The 15,800-nt window shown below is 68.8% G+C and carries 18 protein-coding genes; 10 read left to right on the top strand and 8 right to left on the bottom strand.

Translation table 11 applies throughout. The features are described from left to right. Positions 1-10: 10 nt before the first annotated feature. The 4 genes from WEE69_00875 to WEE69_00860 all read right to left on the bottom strand — a co-directional run bounded on the left by WEE69_00875 (position 11) and on the right by WEE69_00860 (position 3,438). A complete protein-coding gene (locus tag WEE69_00875; protein ID MEX1143849.1) occupies positions 11-796 on the bottom strand; it encodes a rhomboid family intramembrane serine protease in 786 nt (261 codons plus the stop codon). Next, positions 793-1,434, bottom strand: a complete 642-nt coding sequence (locus WEE69_00870; GenBank protein ID MEX1143848.1) for a DUF2510 domain-containing protein — start codon at positions 1,432-1,434, stop codon at positions 793-795. The genes WEE69_00875 and WEE69_00870 overlap by 4 nt, the downstream gene beginning before the upstream one ends. 247 nt (positions 1,435-1,681) lie before the next feature. Further along, entirely contained in the window at positions 1,682-2,647 is a 966-nt protein-coding gene (locus tag WEE69_00865; GenBank protein ID MEX1143847.1) for a D-cysteine desulfhydrase family protein, read from the bottom strand. Next, positions 2,644-3,438: an HAD family hydrolase gene (locus WEE69_00860; protein MEX1143846.1), complete on the bottom strand. Its 795-nt coding sequence runs from the start codon at positions 3,436-3,438 to the stop codon at positions 2,644-2,646. Before WEE69_00860 ends, WEE69_00865 begins: the two co-directional genes overlap by 4 nt. A 129-nt stretch (positions 3,439-3,567) precedes the next feature. On the opposite strand from WEE69_00860, the gene WEE69_00855 reads away from it, so the two are divergent. Genes WEE69_00855 through WEE69_00825 form a run of 7 tightly spaced genes read left to right on the top strand, consistent with a single transcriptional unit; the run spans position 3,568 to position 7,990 of the window. Next, complete coding sequence (locus WEE69_00855; GenBank protein MEX1143845.1) at positions 3,568-4,278, top strand: hypothetical protein; 711 nt, start codon at positions 3,568-3,570, stop codon at positions 4,276-4,278. Continuing rightward, complete coding sequence (locus tag WEE69_00850; GenBank protein ID MEX1143844.1) at positions 4,275-5,465, top strand: CpaF family protein; 1,191 nt, start codon at positions 4,275-4,277, stop codon at positions 5,463-5,465. The genes WEE69_00855 and WEE69_00850 overlap by 4 nt, the downstream gene beginning before the upstream one ends. Beyond that, positions 5,459-6,331, top strand: coding sequence for a type II secretion system F family protein (locus WEE69_00845; GenBank protein ID MEX1143843.1), 873 nt, complete (start codon positions 5,459-5,461; stop codon positions 6,329-6,331). The genes WEE69_00850 and WEE69_00845 overlap by 7 nt, the downstream gene beginning before the upstream one ends. Continuing rightward, positions 6,328-7,002, top strand: coding sequence for a type II secretion system F family protein (locus tag WEE69_00840; protein ID MEX1143842.1), 675 nt, complete (start codon positions 6,328-6,330; stop codon positions 7,000-7,002). The genes WEE69_00845 and WEE69_00840 overlap by 4 nt, the downstream gene beginning before the upstream one ends. Before the next feature lie 15 nt (positions 7,003-7,017). Then, positions 7,018-7,197 carry a DUF4244 domain-containing protein gene (locus WEE69_00835; GenBank protein ID MEX1143841.1) on the top strand — a complete coding sequence of 60 codons (180 nt, stop codon included), beginning with the start codon at positions 7,018-7,020 and terminating at the stop codon, positions 7,195-7,197. Continuing rightward, entirely contained in the window at positions 7,197-7,565 is a 369-nt protein-coding gene (locus tag WEE69_00830; GenBank protein ID MEX1143840.1) for a TadE family type IV pilus minor pilin, read from the top strand. Before WEE69_00835 ends, WEE69_00830 begins: the two co-directional genes overlap by 1 nt. After that, positions 7,562-7,990 carry an Rv3654c family TadE-like protein gene (locus WEE69_00825; protein ID MEX1143839.1) on the top strand — a complete coding sequence of 143 codons (429 nt, stop codon included), beginning with the start codon at positions 7,562-7,564 and terminating at the stop codon, positions 7,988-7,990. The genes WEE69_00830 and WEE69_00825 overlap by 4 nt, the downstream gene beginning before the upstream one ends. Here WEE69_00825 and WEE69_00820 read toward each other — a convergent pair. After that, on the bottom strand, positions 7,910-8,806 hold the full coding sequence (locus WEE69_00820; GenBank protein ID MEX1143838.1) for an LCP family protein: 897 nt from the start codon (positions 8,804-8,806) through the stop codon (positions 7,910-7,912). The two genes, WEE69_00825 and WEE69_00820, sit on opposite strands and share 81 nt — an antisense overlap. Beyond that, the gene (locus WEE69_00815) at positions 8,806-9,576 is read right to left on the bottom strand and encodes a hypothetical protein (GenBank protein MEX1143837.1); all 771 of its coding nucleotides are present in this window, start codon (positions 9,574-9,576) and stop codon (positions 8,806-8,808) included. Before WEE69_00815 ends, WEE69_00820 begins: the two co-directional genes overlap by 1 nt. Positions 9,577-9,643: 67 nt before the next feature. Here WEE69_00815 and WEE69_00810 point away from each other — a divergent pair, with 67 nt between their 5' ends. Further along, positions 9,644-9,997 carry a DNA-binding protein gene (locus WEE69_00810; GenBank protein ID MEX1143836.1) on the top strand — a complete coding sequence of 118 codons (354 nt, stop codon included), beginning with the start codon at positions 9,644-9,646 and terminating at the stop codon, positions 9,995-9,997. Between the two features lie 6 nt (positions 9,998-10,003). On the opposite strand, the gene WEE69_00805 is transcribed toward WEE69_00810, so the two are convergent. Then, entirely contained in the window at positions 10,004-10,666 is a 663-nt protein-coding gene (locus WEE69_00805) for a TrkA family potassium uptake protein (GenBank protein MEX1143835.1), read from the bottom strand. A gap of 2 nt (positions 10,667-10,668) precedes the next feature. Continuing rightward, complete coding sequence (locus tag WEE69_00800; GenBank protein MEX1143834.1) at positions 10,669-11,331, bottom strand: TrkA family potassium uptake protein; 663 nt, start codon at positions 11,329-11,331, stop codon at positions 10,669-10,671. Positions 11,332-11,440: 109 nt separating this feature from the next. Between WEE69_00800 and WEE69_00795 the strand changes: the two genes are divergently transcribed. Both WEE69_00795 and WEE69_00790 read left to right on the top strand, forming a co-directional pair. Further along, complete coding sequence (locus WEE69_00795; protein ID MEX1143833.1) at positions 11,441-13,288, top strand: APC family permease; 1,848 nt, start codon at positions 11,441-11,443, stop codon at positions 13,286-13,288. 149 nt (positions 13,289-13,437) lie between these two features. Next, entirely contained in the window at positions 13,438-15,789 is a 2,352-nt protein-coding gene (locus WEE69_00790) for a sodium-translocating pyrophosphatase (GenBank protein ID MEX1143832.1), read from the top strand. Positions 15,790-15,800: the final 11 nt, after the last annotated feature.

Here is a 15,800-nt window from a genome sequence, read left to right as displayed (position 1 = left end):
ACGGTCGTCGTTACGCGGGCGCGGGCGCGACCGGGAACGAGGGCGCCGCTTCACGCCGTCGGTCCTGCGCGCGCCACCACAGCCCGACGAGCGCGCCGAACGCGAACCCACCCACGTGCGCGGCCCATGCCACGCCCGAGTTACCGCCGACGAGGAGGAAGTTCTGGCCGAGCCACGCGACGAGCAGCCAGAGCGCCATGACCTTCCGGAGGAACACGGGCAGGATCACGATCACTGTCTTGATGCGCGCCGAAGGCCACAGCACGAAGTACGCGCCAACAACCGCAGCGATCGCGCCCGATGCCCCGATGATCGGAATCGTCGAGTTGGGGCTGACAGCGACGTGCGCCGCAGTGGCGACCGCGCCACCCACGAGATACAGCAGCAGGTACCGCCACCAACCGGCGCGTTCCTCCACGTTGTTGCCGAACACCCAGAGGAACAGCATGTTGCCGAACAGGTGCGCCACGCTCCCGTGCAGGAACATCGACGTCAGGATGGCGAGGAACACGGATTTGCCCGGTGCGTGCGAGCGACCACCCTCGTCACTGCACGTGCCACTGTGAAACTCCTGCTCTGTGAGCGGGCGGCCCTTCACCAGCTCGCACGGGATGGCCGCGTTGTCGACGACGAACCGGAGATCCTCCTCGTCGAGGCGCTCGACGACCTCGTTCCATTGGATCTTCGGGGCGCCCGTCGGCTGGACGGTGAAGTACAAGACCACGCAGGCCGCGATCAGCAGCAGCGTGACGACGGGGATGCGCCGGACCGGGTTCTGATCTGCGATCGGGATCATGGCTGTGCCGGCCCCGTGCCGGACGGTGGTCTGGCACCGGCGGCCGGCACGGTCCAACCGGTCCACTGCGCGCCGTCCCACCACCGGAGCTGCGTCGTCGGATCCCAAGGGTCGGGGTGCCAACCGGCCGGTGGCAGCCGCTGGACCGTCGGCGACCAGGTGCCTTGCTCTTCGGCGCGCGCACGCGCCGGCGGAATGGCCTGGTTCAGCACGTCCACGAGCTCGCCGCGGCGATTGGTGCCGACCGCAACCCAGTAGCGCTTGCCCGCGTCCATCCCGCGCATGCCGACCGAGTCGTTGGACCAGAAGGGGTTGGCGCCGAGATACCGACGGTTGAGTGCCCGCCACGGCCAGGTGTTTCCCGCCTGCCCGAGCGTAGACAGCTCGAGCGCGCAGAGCCGGACCACTCGACGTCCGACCCGCAAATCGTCGCGCTCTACGACGATCCGGGCATTCCGGAAGCGCACCACGTTCACCAACCATGCGAGCGCGGCGACGCCCCCGAGGATCGGGCTGGCGGCGAGGAAGGTGACCACGAAGACGATCGGCAGCCATCGCCAGTCGCGGCGCGTGGCACTGAGGCGCTCTTCGAAGAGCACCTCCCCTGGTGCGGCCACCTCAGCTGGCGTCGCCGTCATGGTCGCGCTCGCTCGGCGCTCGGCACCGAACGCCGCCCCTTGGGTCGCTCGGCCGCTCCACAAGCCGTACGGTACGCTCTCGCCAACATCTCGCCGACTCCAGGGAGTGTCATGAAGAAGCTGCTGTTCCTGCTCGTCCTGGTTGTGATCGGTGTCGCGGTGGCTCGAAAGTTCCGCGAAGCCTGACACTCCAGTGCGTACTACCGTCCGGGCCCGCCGAGTGCGGGCCCGTGGCGCGCCCTGGCTCTCACGCGCTGAACATGCCGGCGTAGCGGGTGGCGAACAACGCCGGCGCGCCACCCGTGTGCCAGAACACCACGGTGTCCTGTGACGTGACGCGTCCTTCGCGCACCGCCGCGATCAGTCCGGCCATCGCCTTGCCGGTGTAGACCGGATCGAGCACGAGTCCTTCGAGCCGGGCCGCGAGCCGGATCGCTTCGAGCGCGCCATCGGTGGGCTCGCCGTATCCCGCGCCGAAGCGGTCGTGATCGATGACCGCGTTCTCGGGCGGTACGCCGCGACCGGTTCGGCTCGCGGCTTTGGCGGCGAGCCGCGGAACGACCTCGTCGAGATCGGGACGTGTGCCGACATCGACCCCGAGCACCTGCACGTCGTGACCGAATCCCGCGAGCAGACCGGCGTGCGTACCGCCCGATCCGTCCGCCACCACTGCCCAGCTGACGGCAGTGCCGTCGAGCTGCACGCGCAGCTCGACGGTGGCGTCGGCGTATGCGGCGACTCCGGTCACCGACGCACCACCGACGGGCATCGCGAACGGTCGGTGACCGGCGCGCGTCAGCTCGGCCGCGAGCGCCTCGATCGCGCTTTCGAGTGCGTAGTAGTCGCACGGCCCGACGAAGTGCAGGTGCGCGCCGAGCACGTTGTCGAGCAGGAGGTTTCCACCGGGGCCCCGTTCGGGATCGGTGGGCGGGTCGGTCGACAACGCGACGTGGCACTCGAGGGCAAGGCGGTTCGCGGCGGCTGCCGTCATGCGAACGTGATTGCTCTGCGCGCCCCCGCCGGTGACGAGCATGTCGCAACCGGCGGCGAGCGCCTCGGCGCAGAGGTGCTGGAGCTTGCGGGCCTTGTTGCCGCCGAGCGCGAGCCCGGTGCAGTCGTCGCGCTTCACGAGGAGCCGTGGCCCACCGAGTGCGTCGCTGAGCCGATCCATCGGCTCGAGTGGGGTGGGCAGATGCGCGAGCAGGACCGTCACGCGGCGGTCCGCTCCTTCCGGCGCAGGAGCCACCACACCACGACGCCGGCGCCGGCCGCGGCAACGGCGCCCGTGACGGCGAGCGCGGGAGCCGGGGGTACTGGCATGCGGTCGCGCAACCGCACGGGACGTGTGAAGTTGAGGATCGGCCACTCCTCATCTCGTGCGATGCGCGCGAGCTCGCGGTCGGGGTTCACCACCACGGGGTTCCCGACCGCGCGCAACATCGGCTCGTCGGTCACCGAGTCGCTGTATGCGTACGAGGCGGCCAGGTCGATCCCCTCGCGTGCCGCGAGCGCATGGATCGCTTCGGCCTTGTGCGGTCCGTAGCCGTAGTACGACAGCTCACCCGTGTATAAGCCGTCGACACCGACCTCGGCCCGGGTGGCGATCACCTCGTCGACACCGAGGTACTCGCCCAGCGGCGCGACTACCTCTTCGGGTGCTGACGACACGATCACGACCTTGCGTCCTTCGGCTTGGTGCTCGGCGATCAGGTCAAGCGCCTCGGCGAAGATGATCGGGGTCACGACCTCTTCGAGCGTCTCGCGCACGATGTTGGCGACGTGGTCGCGGTTCCAACCCTGGATCATGTCGAGCATGGCGACGCGCAGCTTCTCCATCTTCCCCTCGTCGGCACCGACGAGCATGAAGATCACCTGCGCATACGCGCTGCGCACGATGGCCCGCTTCGACAGCAGGCCCTCTCGATAGAACGGTCGGCCGAACGCGAGCACCGAGCTCTTGGCGATGATCGTCTTGTCGAGGTCGAAGAACGCGGCCGTCGCCATGCGCGCCAGGCTACGCGCACCTCTTGACACCTCCGATCGCCGGCCGTACGGTCGCCCCGCTCTTCCCGCGCCTTCCTCGTGCATCCCGGTCGCGTCTGCGGCTGGTCGATCCGAGGAGGGTGAGGCCCCGTGCTCTTCGCGCTCTGGTCCCCCAAGGGCGGCTCCGGCACGTCGGTGATCGCCGCTGCCTGTGCCCTGGTGCTTGCTCGCGACGCAGAAGGAGCTCGGCTCGCCGACGTCGCCGGCGACCAGCCCGCCATCTTCGGCTTGGCCTCCGACCCCGAGACTGGGATCGTCGACTGGCTCGCCACGGGTCCCGAGGCACCGGCCGACGCGCTCGAGCGCCTCGCCGTCACCGTCGCGCCCGGAGTCTCACTCATCCCGCGTGGCAGCACCGATCGTTCGCTCGCGCCGCTCCCCGCGGCCGAGTCTGGAGCTGCGTTGGCGGTCGCGCTTCGTGATGGCCCGGTGCCGACCATCGTCGACGCGGGCGCCGCGAGCGCACCGGCCGCTCGTGCGCTGGTGGAAGTGGCCGACGTGTCCGTGGTCGTGCTTCGCGGCTGCTATCTCGCGCTGCGCCGAGCGGTGCACTCTCCTCTCCTCGAGCGCGCCGCTGGCATCGTGCTCGTGGAGGAAGCCGGAAGATCCCTCGGTCCCTCCGAGGTGCGCGATGTCGTCGACCGCCCGGTGCTCGCCCGTGTGCCGGTCCGATCGCCGATCGCTCGCGCGGTCGACGCCGGCGTGCTCGCCGCGCGCCTACCGGATGCGCTCGCCCGGCCGACGGCCCGCCTGTTGGCACGCGTCGGGCTGTGCACGGAGCAACGGGGCGAAGCCGCGTGAGCGCCGACCTGAAGCAGCGGGTCCACGAGCGCCTGCTCCGCGCCCCAGGCCTCGGCGAGCTGGCGCAGCCCGACGCCCAGCGCGTCGTTCGCGAGCGGCTGGCTGAGCTGTTGCGCGACGAGGATCCGCTTCTTCCCTTGCCGCGATTCGAGCGACTCCTGTCGGAGCTCACCGACGAAGTCGCGGGGCTCGGGCCGCTCGAGCCGCTGCTGGCTGCACCCGACGTCACCGAGGTCATGGTGAATGGTCCGGGGCGCGCCTACGTCGAACGGGCGGGTCGTCTCGAGCGGATCGACCTCGACCTCGACGCGGCGGGGATCGTGCGCCTCGTCGAGCGCGTGGTCGCGCCATTGGGGCTCCGACTCGACCGGTCGTCGCCGATGGTCGACGCGCGCCTTCCCGACGGCTCGCGCCTCCACGCCGTGCTTCCCCCGCTTGCGATCGACGGGCCCTGCGTGACGATTCGCCGCTTCGGCACGCGGTCGGTCCCGCTGGACGCATTCGGGCTCGATCGGCACGCCAGCGCGTTCTTGCGCTGGAGCGTCGAGGTCGGGTGGAACCTCGTCGTCGCCGGCGGCACGAGCGCCGGGAAGACGACGCTGCTGAACGCGCTCTCGAGTGCCGTTCCTCACGACGAGCGCGTCGTGACGATCGAGGAGACCGCGGAGCTGCGGCTCCTGCAGCCGCATGTCGTTCGCCTCGAGGCCCGCCCGGCGAACGCCGAGGGGGTGGGTGCCATCCCGGTGCGCGCCCTCGTGCGCGCGGCCTTGCGCATGCGGCCCGATCGGGTGGTGGTCGGAGAGGTGCGCGGCGGCGAGGCATTCGACATGCTCCAAGCCCTCAACACCGGACACGACGGCTCGCTCTCAACGGTGCACGCCAACAGCGCGGCCGACGCGCTGACCCGCCTCGAGACGCTCGTCCTGCTCGCAGAAACGGGCTTGCCTCTCTTCGCGGTCCGAGCCCAGCTCGGGGCCGCGCTCGACGGTATTGTCTTCGTTGCTCGTCGCCCCGGCGGGACCCGGCGGGTGGAACAGATCGCCGAGCTCGTCACCGCGGTCGATGGCCCGGGCGTTCGCTCGCTGTTCTCGTGGCGGGAGGGTCGGCTTCGGCCGGTCTCCGCGCCGACTCGCGCGCCTCGCCGTCCCGACGCCCGCACCCCCGACGTGGAATGGTTCGCGTGCTGACCCTGGTGGCGGCGACCACCGGGGCGCTCTCGGCGACGTTCCTCATGCGCGCGGCCCGTCGCGCCGATGCCGGTGAGCAGGCGCGTCGCCTGGGTGAAGCGCGCCGGTGGCGACTTCAACGCCGAGCTCGAGCGTGGCTCGCACGCGCGCTCGAAGACGCCGCGATCGGGCTCGAGCCGGAGGCGGCGTTCGAGCTGTGGATCGCAACGGTCGTCGCGGTCGCGATCCCCTCAGCTGTGCTCGCGCCGACCCTCGGTCTCCTGAGTGCGCTCGCCGCGCTGATCGGAGGCCCGACCGCGTTGCACTTCGCTCGTGATCGTGCCCGGCGGCGGCTCATCGCAGGGTTGCCAGGAGCGCTCGAGCAGATCGCAGCCGGACTCCGCGGCGGTGCAACCGTCGGTGAGGCAATGGGCGCGGTCGCCGACGGCGGCGGACCGCTGGCGTCTGACCTCGCGCGGGTCCGCGCGCGCTCGACCCTCGGTCCCGGACTGGTCGGCGCGCTCTCGGCGTGGTCCGCAGAGCGCCGCATCGCTGCAGTGCGTGCTACGTGCGGCGCGCTCGCAGTCGCGTCGTCCGTCGGTGGTCCTTCGGCAGGAGCCATCGAAGGTCTCGCGGGCTCGTTGCGCGACCGCTTGAGTGCTGTGGCCGAGGCGCGTGCGCTGTCGGCACAAGCGCGGGTTTCGGCCATCGTCGTGGGCGCCGCGCCGATCGCGTACCTCGGGTTCTCGGCCATCGCTGATCCTGCGTCGCTCGGCGTGCTCGTCAACACCGGAGCCGGACGCTTCTGCCTCGCCCTCGGCGTGACGTTCGAGATCCTGGGCGTGCTCGTCATGCGGCGCATCGTGCGTGCGGAAGATTCCGGATGACCGGCGTCCTCCCGATCATCCTCGGTCTCGGCTGGGGCGCACTGGTCGCGATGCCGCTCTTGCGCGGTGCAGAGCGCGTCGCAGTGGTTTCGCGTCTCGAAGTCGTGGAGTCGGCGCCGCGCCCCGTCCGCTTCGCAGGCCCATTGCGTGGTGATCTCGTGCAGCGGTGGATGGGCCCCGCGGGACGCGTCCTCAGCGGCATGACCGAGCGACGCGCCTGTCGGCGCCGCGAAGCCGAGATGGCTCGTGAGCTGCCGGTGGTGATCGACCTGCTCGCCGTGGGCGTGGGTGCGGGTTGCACTCCGTACCTCTCGGTCGAGGTGGCGTCGCAGTGGGCACCGGCACCGCTCGCAGCCCGACTCGAGGAGGTGCGGCGCGACTGTTCCCTGGGAGTCGGCTTCGCGGACGCGCTCGAGCGCATGGGCTCCGAGCACGCACCACTGCGCACGCTCGTCGACGCGTTGCTGGCGTCCGAGCGCTACGGCGCGCCAGTGGGCGACGCGCTCAGTCGACTCGCCGTCGAGGAGCGCTCGTCGCTCCGCCGGCGAGCCGAGGCGCGTGCGCGAACTGTTCCCGTGCGGCTGCTCTTCCCTCTCGTCTTCCTCGTCCTGCCGGCGTTCGCTCTGTTGTCCGTCGTGCCCGTGCTGCTCGCCGGCCTGAAGGGCACATGAACACGAGGAGATCCCATGAAGCTGATCAAGTGCATTCGTCGCGCATTGCACCCGTTCGCAGAGGCGGGGCAGACGACTGCCGAGTACGCCCTCGTGATCCTGGGGGTCGCCGTCGTCGCCGGTGGCCTTGCGATCTGGGCCAAGGGCGGTGCGATCAAGGACCTGTTCGACGACATCATCGGCAAGATCCTCTAGTGGGCGTTCCGCGGGGTCGTGAACGCGGCCAGGCCACGGTCGAGTTCGCCCTCGTCCTGCCGATCCTGGTGCTCGCGCTCCTCGCGGTGCTCCAGGTCGCACTGGTGGTGCGCGATCACATCGCGGTCGTTCACGCAGCCCGCGAGGCCGCGCGGGCCGCCAGCGTCGATCCGGATCCGAGTCGAGCAGTGCGGGCCGCGCGACGCACGCTTCCTGGCGCCCGGGTGCATGTGGGGCGTCGGGGTCGAGTCGGCGAGCCCATCACCGTGGTCGTGACGTACCGCTCGAGCACGGAGCTACCGCTCGTCGGACCGCTCTTCCCCGACCCCACGCTGCGATCACGGGTCGTGATGCGGGTGGAGAAGTGAGACGCGAACGGGGGAGCACGTCGATCGTCATGGTCGGTGTGCTCGCCGTCGCGGTTGCTGCCGCCGTCGCGGCCGGACGAATGGGCGTTGCGGCGATCGCGAGTGCCCGTGCCGACGCCGCCGCGGATGCGGCCGCCCTCGCGGCGGCCGATATGCTCGCCCTCGGCCGCGGCCCGGGTGCCGCGGCGGCCGCCGCGCGCGCGACCGCTCGTTCCAACGACGCCCACCTCGAACGGTGCTCGTGCGCGGGCCGGATCGTGACCGTTCGCGTGTGGATCAGCATCGTCGGCCTCGCCGATGCTCATGCCACCGCGCGGGCGGAGATCGGCGGCCGTGCTGCGCGATCAGCCCTGGACGATCCCGTCGCCCGCGAAGTCGGCGAACAGCGCCTGCGCGCCGCCGCTGACCGTGAGGTTCGAGCCTGAGCCGCTGCCGACGGGGATCGTGATGTTCTTGATCGTCGTCGGGTCGATCGAGAGTGCAAGGCGGCCGAGGCGCCAGAGGCCGGCCACGCTGATGTTCATCATCTGCACGTGGCGCCCCAGGACGGCAACGAGGCGCAACGCCCCGGCGTCACCGGGGTTCTGCGCGCGCAATGTGGCGAGCGCGGAGATGATGATGTGCGCCTGGTTGGCGGTGCGCGTGATGTCGCCGTCCACCCAGTCTTTGCGGTCACGCGAGTAGCGCAGCACTTCATCACCGGTCAGATGCCGCACGCCGGGCTCGAAGAAGGCGCCCGAGTCGTCGTCGGCGAACTGATACGGCACGTTCACGTCGATGCCGCCGATCTCGTCCACCATCGCGTGGAGATTGAAGAAGTTCGTGCTGATCGCGTACTTGATCTCGATGCCCATCATTTGGTTGAGCTGATCCACGATTCCTTCGAGTCCCTGGAGCGAGTGGTACGCGTTGATCTTGTCGCCGCTCGGTGCGGTGGTGTCACGCGGGACGTTCAGGATCGTGGCCTGGTGCGCGGCCGGGTTCACGCCGATCACATGGATCGCATCACCGAGCCCACGGTCGGAGCTCGAGCGGGCGTCGGTGCCGAGCGCGAGGAAGAAGAAGGGTTCGCTCGGCGCGGCGCTGTACTCCGTGTCGCCGAACTGCGTGAGCTCGAACCAGACCGCGCCCTTGGCCGGCGTCGGACTTCCGACCACCAACCAAGCGGCAGAGAGCAGCCCGGCGACGAGCACGCCGCACAGCGGGATCACGATGAGGAGACGGGTGAGGGGTCGCAGCATCAGGGCACCGTGGTTGCGGTCGGGGGGGCAGCGGTGGGGGACGCGGCGACGCCCGGGCCGCCCCGCTCGACGTGCAGTGTCCAGCCGGTGATCTTCCACGAGCCGTCGGACTGTGGGGTGAGCACCAGGGTTCCGGTGCGCTGCACGGTGATCACACCGCGCTGCGCCCGCGCCTTGACCGCGAAGTCCACTTCTGCGCTCACCAGGAGCACCTCGCCGTTCGCATCGGACAATGCGATCAGCGCGACCGGTGGCGAGGTCACCGTCACCTTGCCAACCACCTTCGGCAACCCCTCATCCAGCAGGAGCGACCGGTCGGTTCCGGCGAGCCGTACTACTGCCGCCTGGTCGAAGATCTCGGCGAGCTTGGTTTCATCGGCCTTGCGCTTGCGCAAGGGCACGGCGGTTCCCTCGTCGACGTACTGGCCGATCGTCGCGAGCACCGCCTGGCGCGCTTCCGGCGGGAAGTCGGTTTCCTTCAAGGTCGCGACGCTCTCCACGCCGATCTCACCGAGCTCGAGCTCGACCGTGGTCGACGTGTCGAGCTCCTTGCCTCCGCCTCCGAGGGCAACGACGAGACCGCCAACGATCATCGCCACGACGGCAACGCTCGCGACGATCCACAACGCGGTGCGACGACGGCTCGATCCGCCCTCCTCGGCCCGGCGCGCGGCACGCGCGTCGGGATCAACCGGCGGAGGGGCGGGAACGGAAGTCGGCGAAGTGGCGCCGGGCGCGTTTCGCCGCGGCGGCGGAGGGGGGAACGACATCGCGCAGCCAGCCTATGACACGTCATCGTCGTACCCGATACGTTGCCGGGCGCCTACGGTGGTGGACATGGAGCTCAAGCGCGCCGTTCGGCGGCTGAGAACACCGGTGCAGGAGCTCGATCGCGAGCAGTTGACCGGGTTCTGCGACGGCTGCGGCCTCACGCCGATGACCGACATCGTGGTCAGGACCCAGGTGCGGGTGGGCGGAGAGGTCCGGTCGGTGCGCGTGGTTCCGCGAGCCGGCGCGCCGGCACTCGAGGTGGCGATCACCGACGGTCGCGGCACGACCACTGCGGTCTTCCTCGGCCGACGCAAGATCCCCGGCATCGCCCCCGGTCGCAAAGTGGCAATCGAAGGCGTCGTCGGTCAGAACGGCAAGCGCTACCTGATCTTCAATCCCCTCTACACGCTGTTCCCGTAGGGAGAGCTAGCCGCCCTCGAGGATTCGGCGGACTTCCTCTTCGGAGGTGGGCGTCACCATCGCGAGCACCTCGTCGCCGGCCTGGAACACGGTGTCGCCGCGGGGCATCACCACGTGCTCGTCGCGCACCACCGCTACGAAGGTTGCATCGCGGGGAACGTCGATCTCGGAGATGGCCTTGCCGACGACGGGCGAATCCTCGGCCAGGGTCGCCTCGACGAGCCGGGCCTGGCCGCCCTCGAACTGGAGGATCCGGACCAGTCGACCGACGGTCACCGCCTCCTCCACGAGCGCGGTGATGAGGTGGGGGGTCGACACCGACATGTCCACGCCCCAGTTCTCGTTGAACAACCACTCGTTCTTGGGATGGTTGACCCGTGCGATGACGCGCGGCACCGCGAACTCGGTCTTGGCGAGCAGCGAGACGACGAGGTTGTCCTCGTCGTCGCCGGTCGCCGCGACCACGACGTCACATCGCTCGAGCCCCGCGTCGCGGAGAGAGGACACCTCGCAGGCGTCGGCGATCACCCACTCGACGCCCTCGGCCGTGACCGAGCGTTCTCGCACGGCGGGCTGCTGCTCGATGATCAGGACCTCGTGCCCGTTCGAAAGGAGATCATCAGCGATGTAGAGGCCGACGGCGCCGGCTCCTGCGATCGCGACCCGCATGGCTACGCCCCCGGACCTTCATCGAAACGAGCACGCAACGCCACGAGCTCGGTCACCGCGATCACGAAATGAAGCACGTCGCCTTCCTGGCCGACCAAGTTCGTATCGACCACCTCGGCATTGCCGAAGCGCGTGACGGCCGTCAACCAGAACCGGCCCGGTTCGTTGAGCCCGGCGAGCTTCTTGCCGCACCACTTCGTCGGGATCTCGAAGTCAGCCAGGCACACCTTGCCGCTCGGGTCCATCCACTCGTGGGTCTGCTCGTCTTCCGGGAGCAGGCGCCGCATCACCTGGTCGGTCGTCCAGCGGACGGTTGCAACGGTGGGGATCCCGAGCCGTTGGTAGATGAGCGCACGCCGTGGGTCGTAGATGCGGGCGACCACGTGGTCGATCCCGAAGTTCTCGCGCGCGATGCGAGCCGAGAGGATGTTGGAGTTGTCTCCGCTCGTCACCGCGGCGACGGCGTCAGCGCGCTCAATGCCTGCCTCGAGCAGGTGGTCGCGGTCGAACCCGAAGCCGACGATCTTCTGCCCGGCAAAGGTGGAGGGGAGACGCCGGAACGCGGTGGCGTTCTTGTCGATGATGGCGACGGAGTGACCGGCCTTCTCGAGGTTGCCAGCCAGCTCACTGCCAACCCGACCGCAGCCGACCACCACGACGTGCACGTTCGCCTCCTGCTCGGACCTGTCTGCGATGCTATCGACGCTCGGCGAGCGAAGCGGATTGAGCGGACTCGATCAGCGCGCGTCCTGGAGGGCGGATTCCTTGGCATTGGTGAAGAGGCTGCTGGTCGGACGGCCGATCTCGACCGCGCAGCAAGAGGAACAGCGCATTCCCAAGATCATTGCGCTCGCGGTCTTCTCCTCCGACGCCATCTCGTCCACCGCGTACGCGACGGAGGAGATCCTGTTCGTCGTCGCCATCGCCGGGTCGAGCCTGCTCCTCGGCCTCAACACGCTGATCCCGATCGCGATCGCCGTCGCGCTGCTCCTTGCCATCGTCGCGTTCTCGTACCGCCAGACGATCTTCGCCTACCCGAGTGGTGGCGGGAGCTATGTCGTCAGCCGCGAGAACCTGGGCGAGAACCCGTCACTCCTCGCGGGCGCGTCGCTCTTGGTGGACTACATCCTCACGGTCGCCGTCTCCATCTCGGCCGGAGTCGCGGCCATCATCTCGATCCCCGAGTTCCACGACCTCGCGGACAAGCGCGTCGAGCTCGGACTCGGGCTGATCCTCTTCATCACCCTGATGAACCTGCGCGGGATCAAGGAGTCGGGCCGGCTCTTCGCCGCTCCGACGTACCTCTACATCCTGACGCTCGCCGGGCTCATCGTGTACGGGCTGTATCGCGTCTTCGTCGAGAACGACATCGGACATGTGCCGTTCGACCGGCACGCGTTCGAGGCGGTCGACGGCACGGCGCGTGCGGGTGGGACGCTCGGGATCTTCCTGATCCTCAAGGGCTTCTCGTCGGGCGCGGTCGCGCTTTCTGGTGTCGAAGCCATCTCGAACGGCGTCCCCGCGTTCCGGAGGCCCGAGTCGAAGAATGCGGCAGCCACGCTCACCTGGATGGCGATCATCCTCGGCACCCTCTTCATGGGGGTGTCGGTGCTCGCGCACGAGCTGCGCCCATACCCGAGCCACGAGAAGACCGTCCTTGCGCAGTTGGGCCTCCAGGTGTTCGGCAACGGCGCGATCTTCTTCGTGCTCCAGATCGCAACGGCGGTGATCCTCGTCCTCGCCGCGAACACCGCCTACGCCGACTTCCCTCGGTTGTCGTCGATCATCGCCCGCGACGGCTACCTGCCCCGCCAGCTCGCCAATCGGGGCGACCGTCTCGTGTTCTCCAACGGCGTCATCGTGCTCGCCGGCGCCGCGGCCGTGCTCCTCGTCGCGTTCGGGGGAACGACCAACGCATTGATCCCTCTCTATGCCGTCGGCGTGTTCACGTCGTTCACGCTCTCCCAAGCCGGGATGGTCCGGCACCACCAGAAGGAACGAGAAGAAGGCTGGAAGCGCCACATCGTCATCAACGGCGTGGGTTCCGTCGCGACCGGCGTCGTGACGCTGATCATCGGTATCACCAAGTTCGCGAGCGGCGCTTGGGTCTCGATCCTCGTGATGGCGCTCATCATCCTCCTCTTCAAGGGGATCAAGGGTCACTACCGGAAGGTCGGCGCCGCCTTGAAGGTCGAGCCCGGGTATCGACCTCGCCCGTGGAACAACACGGTGGTGGTGCTCGTCGGTCGCGTGCACAAGGGCGTGCTCAACGCGATCTCTTACGCCAAGGCCTTGAACCCGAGCCACCTCATCGCGGTCAGCGTGGTCAGCGATGAAGAAGAGGATGAAGCGATCCGGGAGCAGTGGGCGGAGTTCGGCATCGATGTCCCGCTCGAGACCGTCTACAACCCTTATCGGGAGATGAGCCGCCCGATCCTGGACTTCATCGACGAGCTCGACGCTCAGTGGAGCAACGACGTGATCACCATCGTGATCCCGGAGTTCGTCGTCCGCCGCTGGTGGGAGCATCTCCTCCACAACCAGAGCGCGCTCTTCCTCAAGGGGCGCCTGCTCTTCCGGAAGGGCACGGTCGTGACCTCCGTCCCATACCACGTGGAGTAGGTCGCGGCGCCTGAAGCGAAGCGGAAGGGCGCTCGCCCAGGGAGGGACCGGCCATGGGCCGGGTACCCCGGCCCATAGGGAGCGACCGAAGCAGGTTGGACTAGTTTCCAGCGGCCGAAAAGTTCGCCGGAGAGGGAGTCCCCGCCGAAATGCAGATCGTCGTCCTCGCGAGCGAAGGCGGTTACCAGCAGTTCCATCTGGGCGACACCGAGTGGGCGTTCCTCGTCTTCTCCGCGGTCACCGCCTTGCTCGCGATCGTGGTGGGTCTCGTGCTCGTGCGAGGAGTCCTCGCCGCCGATCAGGGCACGCCGAAGATGATCGAGATCGCCAAGGCCATCCAGGAAGGCGCGATGGCCTACTTGCGCCGCCAGTTCCGCACGATCGCGCTCATCCTCATCCCGGTCGCGGGGCTGGTCTTCCTCTCCTCGACCGAGGTGCTGCGCCCGAACGGCGTGGAGGAGCTCTCCTTCGGGCAATCGGGGCTGTTCCGCACGCTCGCGTTCGTTGCCGGTGCGTTCCTGTCCGGTCTCACGGGCTTCATCGGGATGAGCCTCGCGGTGCGCGGCAACGTGCGCACCGCAGCCGCGGCTCGTACCGGTTCGTTGCCCGCGGCATTGAAGGTCGCATTCCGCACCGGCGGCGTGGCCGGTATGTACACCGTGGGCCTCGGCTTGCTCGGCGCGACCGCGATCATCATGGCGTTCCAGAACACGTCGACCGCGATTCTCATCGGCTTCGGCTTCGGTGGCTCGCTCATCGCGCTGTTCATGCGCGTCGGCGGCGGCATCTTCACGAAGGCAGCCGACGTCGGTGCCGACCTCGTCGGCAAGGTGGAGCAGGGCATCCCTGAAGACGACCCGCGCAACCCAGCGACGATCGCCGACAACGTCGGTGACAACGTGGGCGACTGCGCCGGGATGGCCGCTGACCTCTTCGAGTCCTACGAAGTCACATTGGTCGCGGCGATCATCCTCGGCGTCCCCGCCTTCGCCGCAGTAGGCGCCAACCCCGCACTCGGTCTCGTCTTCCCGCTCATCGCCCGTGCCGTCGGAGTGCTCGCGTCGATCGTCGGTGTGTTCATGGTGCGCGCAACGGACCGTGACAAGAGCGCGATGGCGCCCATCAACCGCGGGTTCCTCACGGCCGGCATCCTCACGATCATCGGTACCGGCGCCGTCGCCGCGTTCTACGTCGGCCAGGACAACAACGTTGGCTGGGGCGACTTCGGTCCGGGCTGGCGCGCCTTCCTTGCGGTTGTCACTGGGCTCGTGCTCGCGCAGGTGATCAGCCGGCTCACCGAGTACTTCACGTCCACCGAGACGCAGCCCGTGCGCGAGATCGCGGAAGCCACCAAGACCGGCCCCGCCACCACGATCCTGTCGGGCATCGCGAGCGGCCTCGAGTCCACGGTGTGGTCGATCATCTCGATCGCCATGGCCATCGGCGTCGGCATCCTGCTCGGCGGTGGCGAGCTCCAGTTCTCGCTGTACCTCGTTGCACTCACGGGCATGGGCATGCTCGCCACCACCGGTGTCGTCGTCTCCGAGGACACGTTCGGACCGGTGGCCGACAACGCGGCCGGCATCGCCGAGATGTCGGGCGAGTTCGACGGCGAGCCGGAGCGGATCATGGTGAGCCTCGACGCGGTGGGCAACACCACGAAGGCCGTCACGAAGGGCTTCGCCATCGGCTCAGCGGTGATCGCTGCGGTCGCATTGTTCGCGTCGTACATCGAGACCATCGGAGGCGAGCTCCCGCGCTTGAAGAACGTCACCGGCGACGCGCTGTTCCGGAACCCGCTCACACAAATCAACGTCGCCGACCCCAAGACGTTTATCGGCCTCCTCGTCGGTGGCTCTATCGCCTTCCTCTTCTCGGCGCTCGCCATCCGTGCGGTCTCACGCACAGCCGGCACTGTCGTGGAGGAGGTCCGGCGCCAGTTTCGCGAGCTCAAGATCATGGAGGGCATCGACAAGCCCGAGCACGGCAAGGTCATCGACATCTGCACCAGTGCCGCGCTGCGCGAGCTCACCACGCCCGCGCTGCTGGCCGTGCTCACCCCGGTGATCATCGGCTTCGGTATCGGCTACCTCGCACTCGGTGCCTTCCTCGCGGCGGTGATCCTGACCGGGCAGCTCATGGCGGTGTTCCTCAGCAACTCCGGTGGCGCATGGGACAACGCCAAGAAGTACATCGAGGACGGGCATCTCGGCGGCAAGGGCTCGGAATCGCACCAAGCGGCTGTGATCGGCGACACCGTCGGCGATCCGTTCAAGGACACCGCCGGCCCCGCGCTCAACCCGCTCATCAAGGTGATGAACCTGGTCGCGCTGCTGATCCTGCCGGCTGTGATCTCGCTGCGGAACGACACCGCACCCCGGCTCGGCATCGCACTCGGCGCGCTGGTCGTGCTGCTCGCCGCGATTGCATTCTCGAAGCGCAAGGCCGACACGTTCGGCGAGCGCGCCGACGCGCCGGTTCCGAGCTCGACCAGCAGCTGAACCGCAGCGAG

It is taken from the genome of Acidimicrobiia bacterium (assembly GCA_040881685.1).
GTDB lineage: Bacteria > Actinomycetota > Acidimicrobiia > IMCC26256 > PALSA-555 > SHVJ01.
Note: the sequence above shows the minus strand (reverse complement) of the source record. Positions and strands in the feature narration are given on the sequence as shown.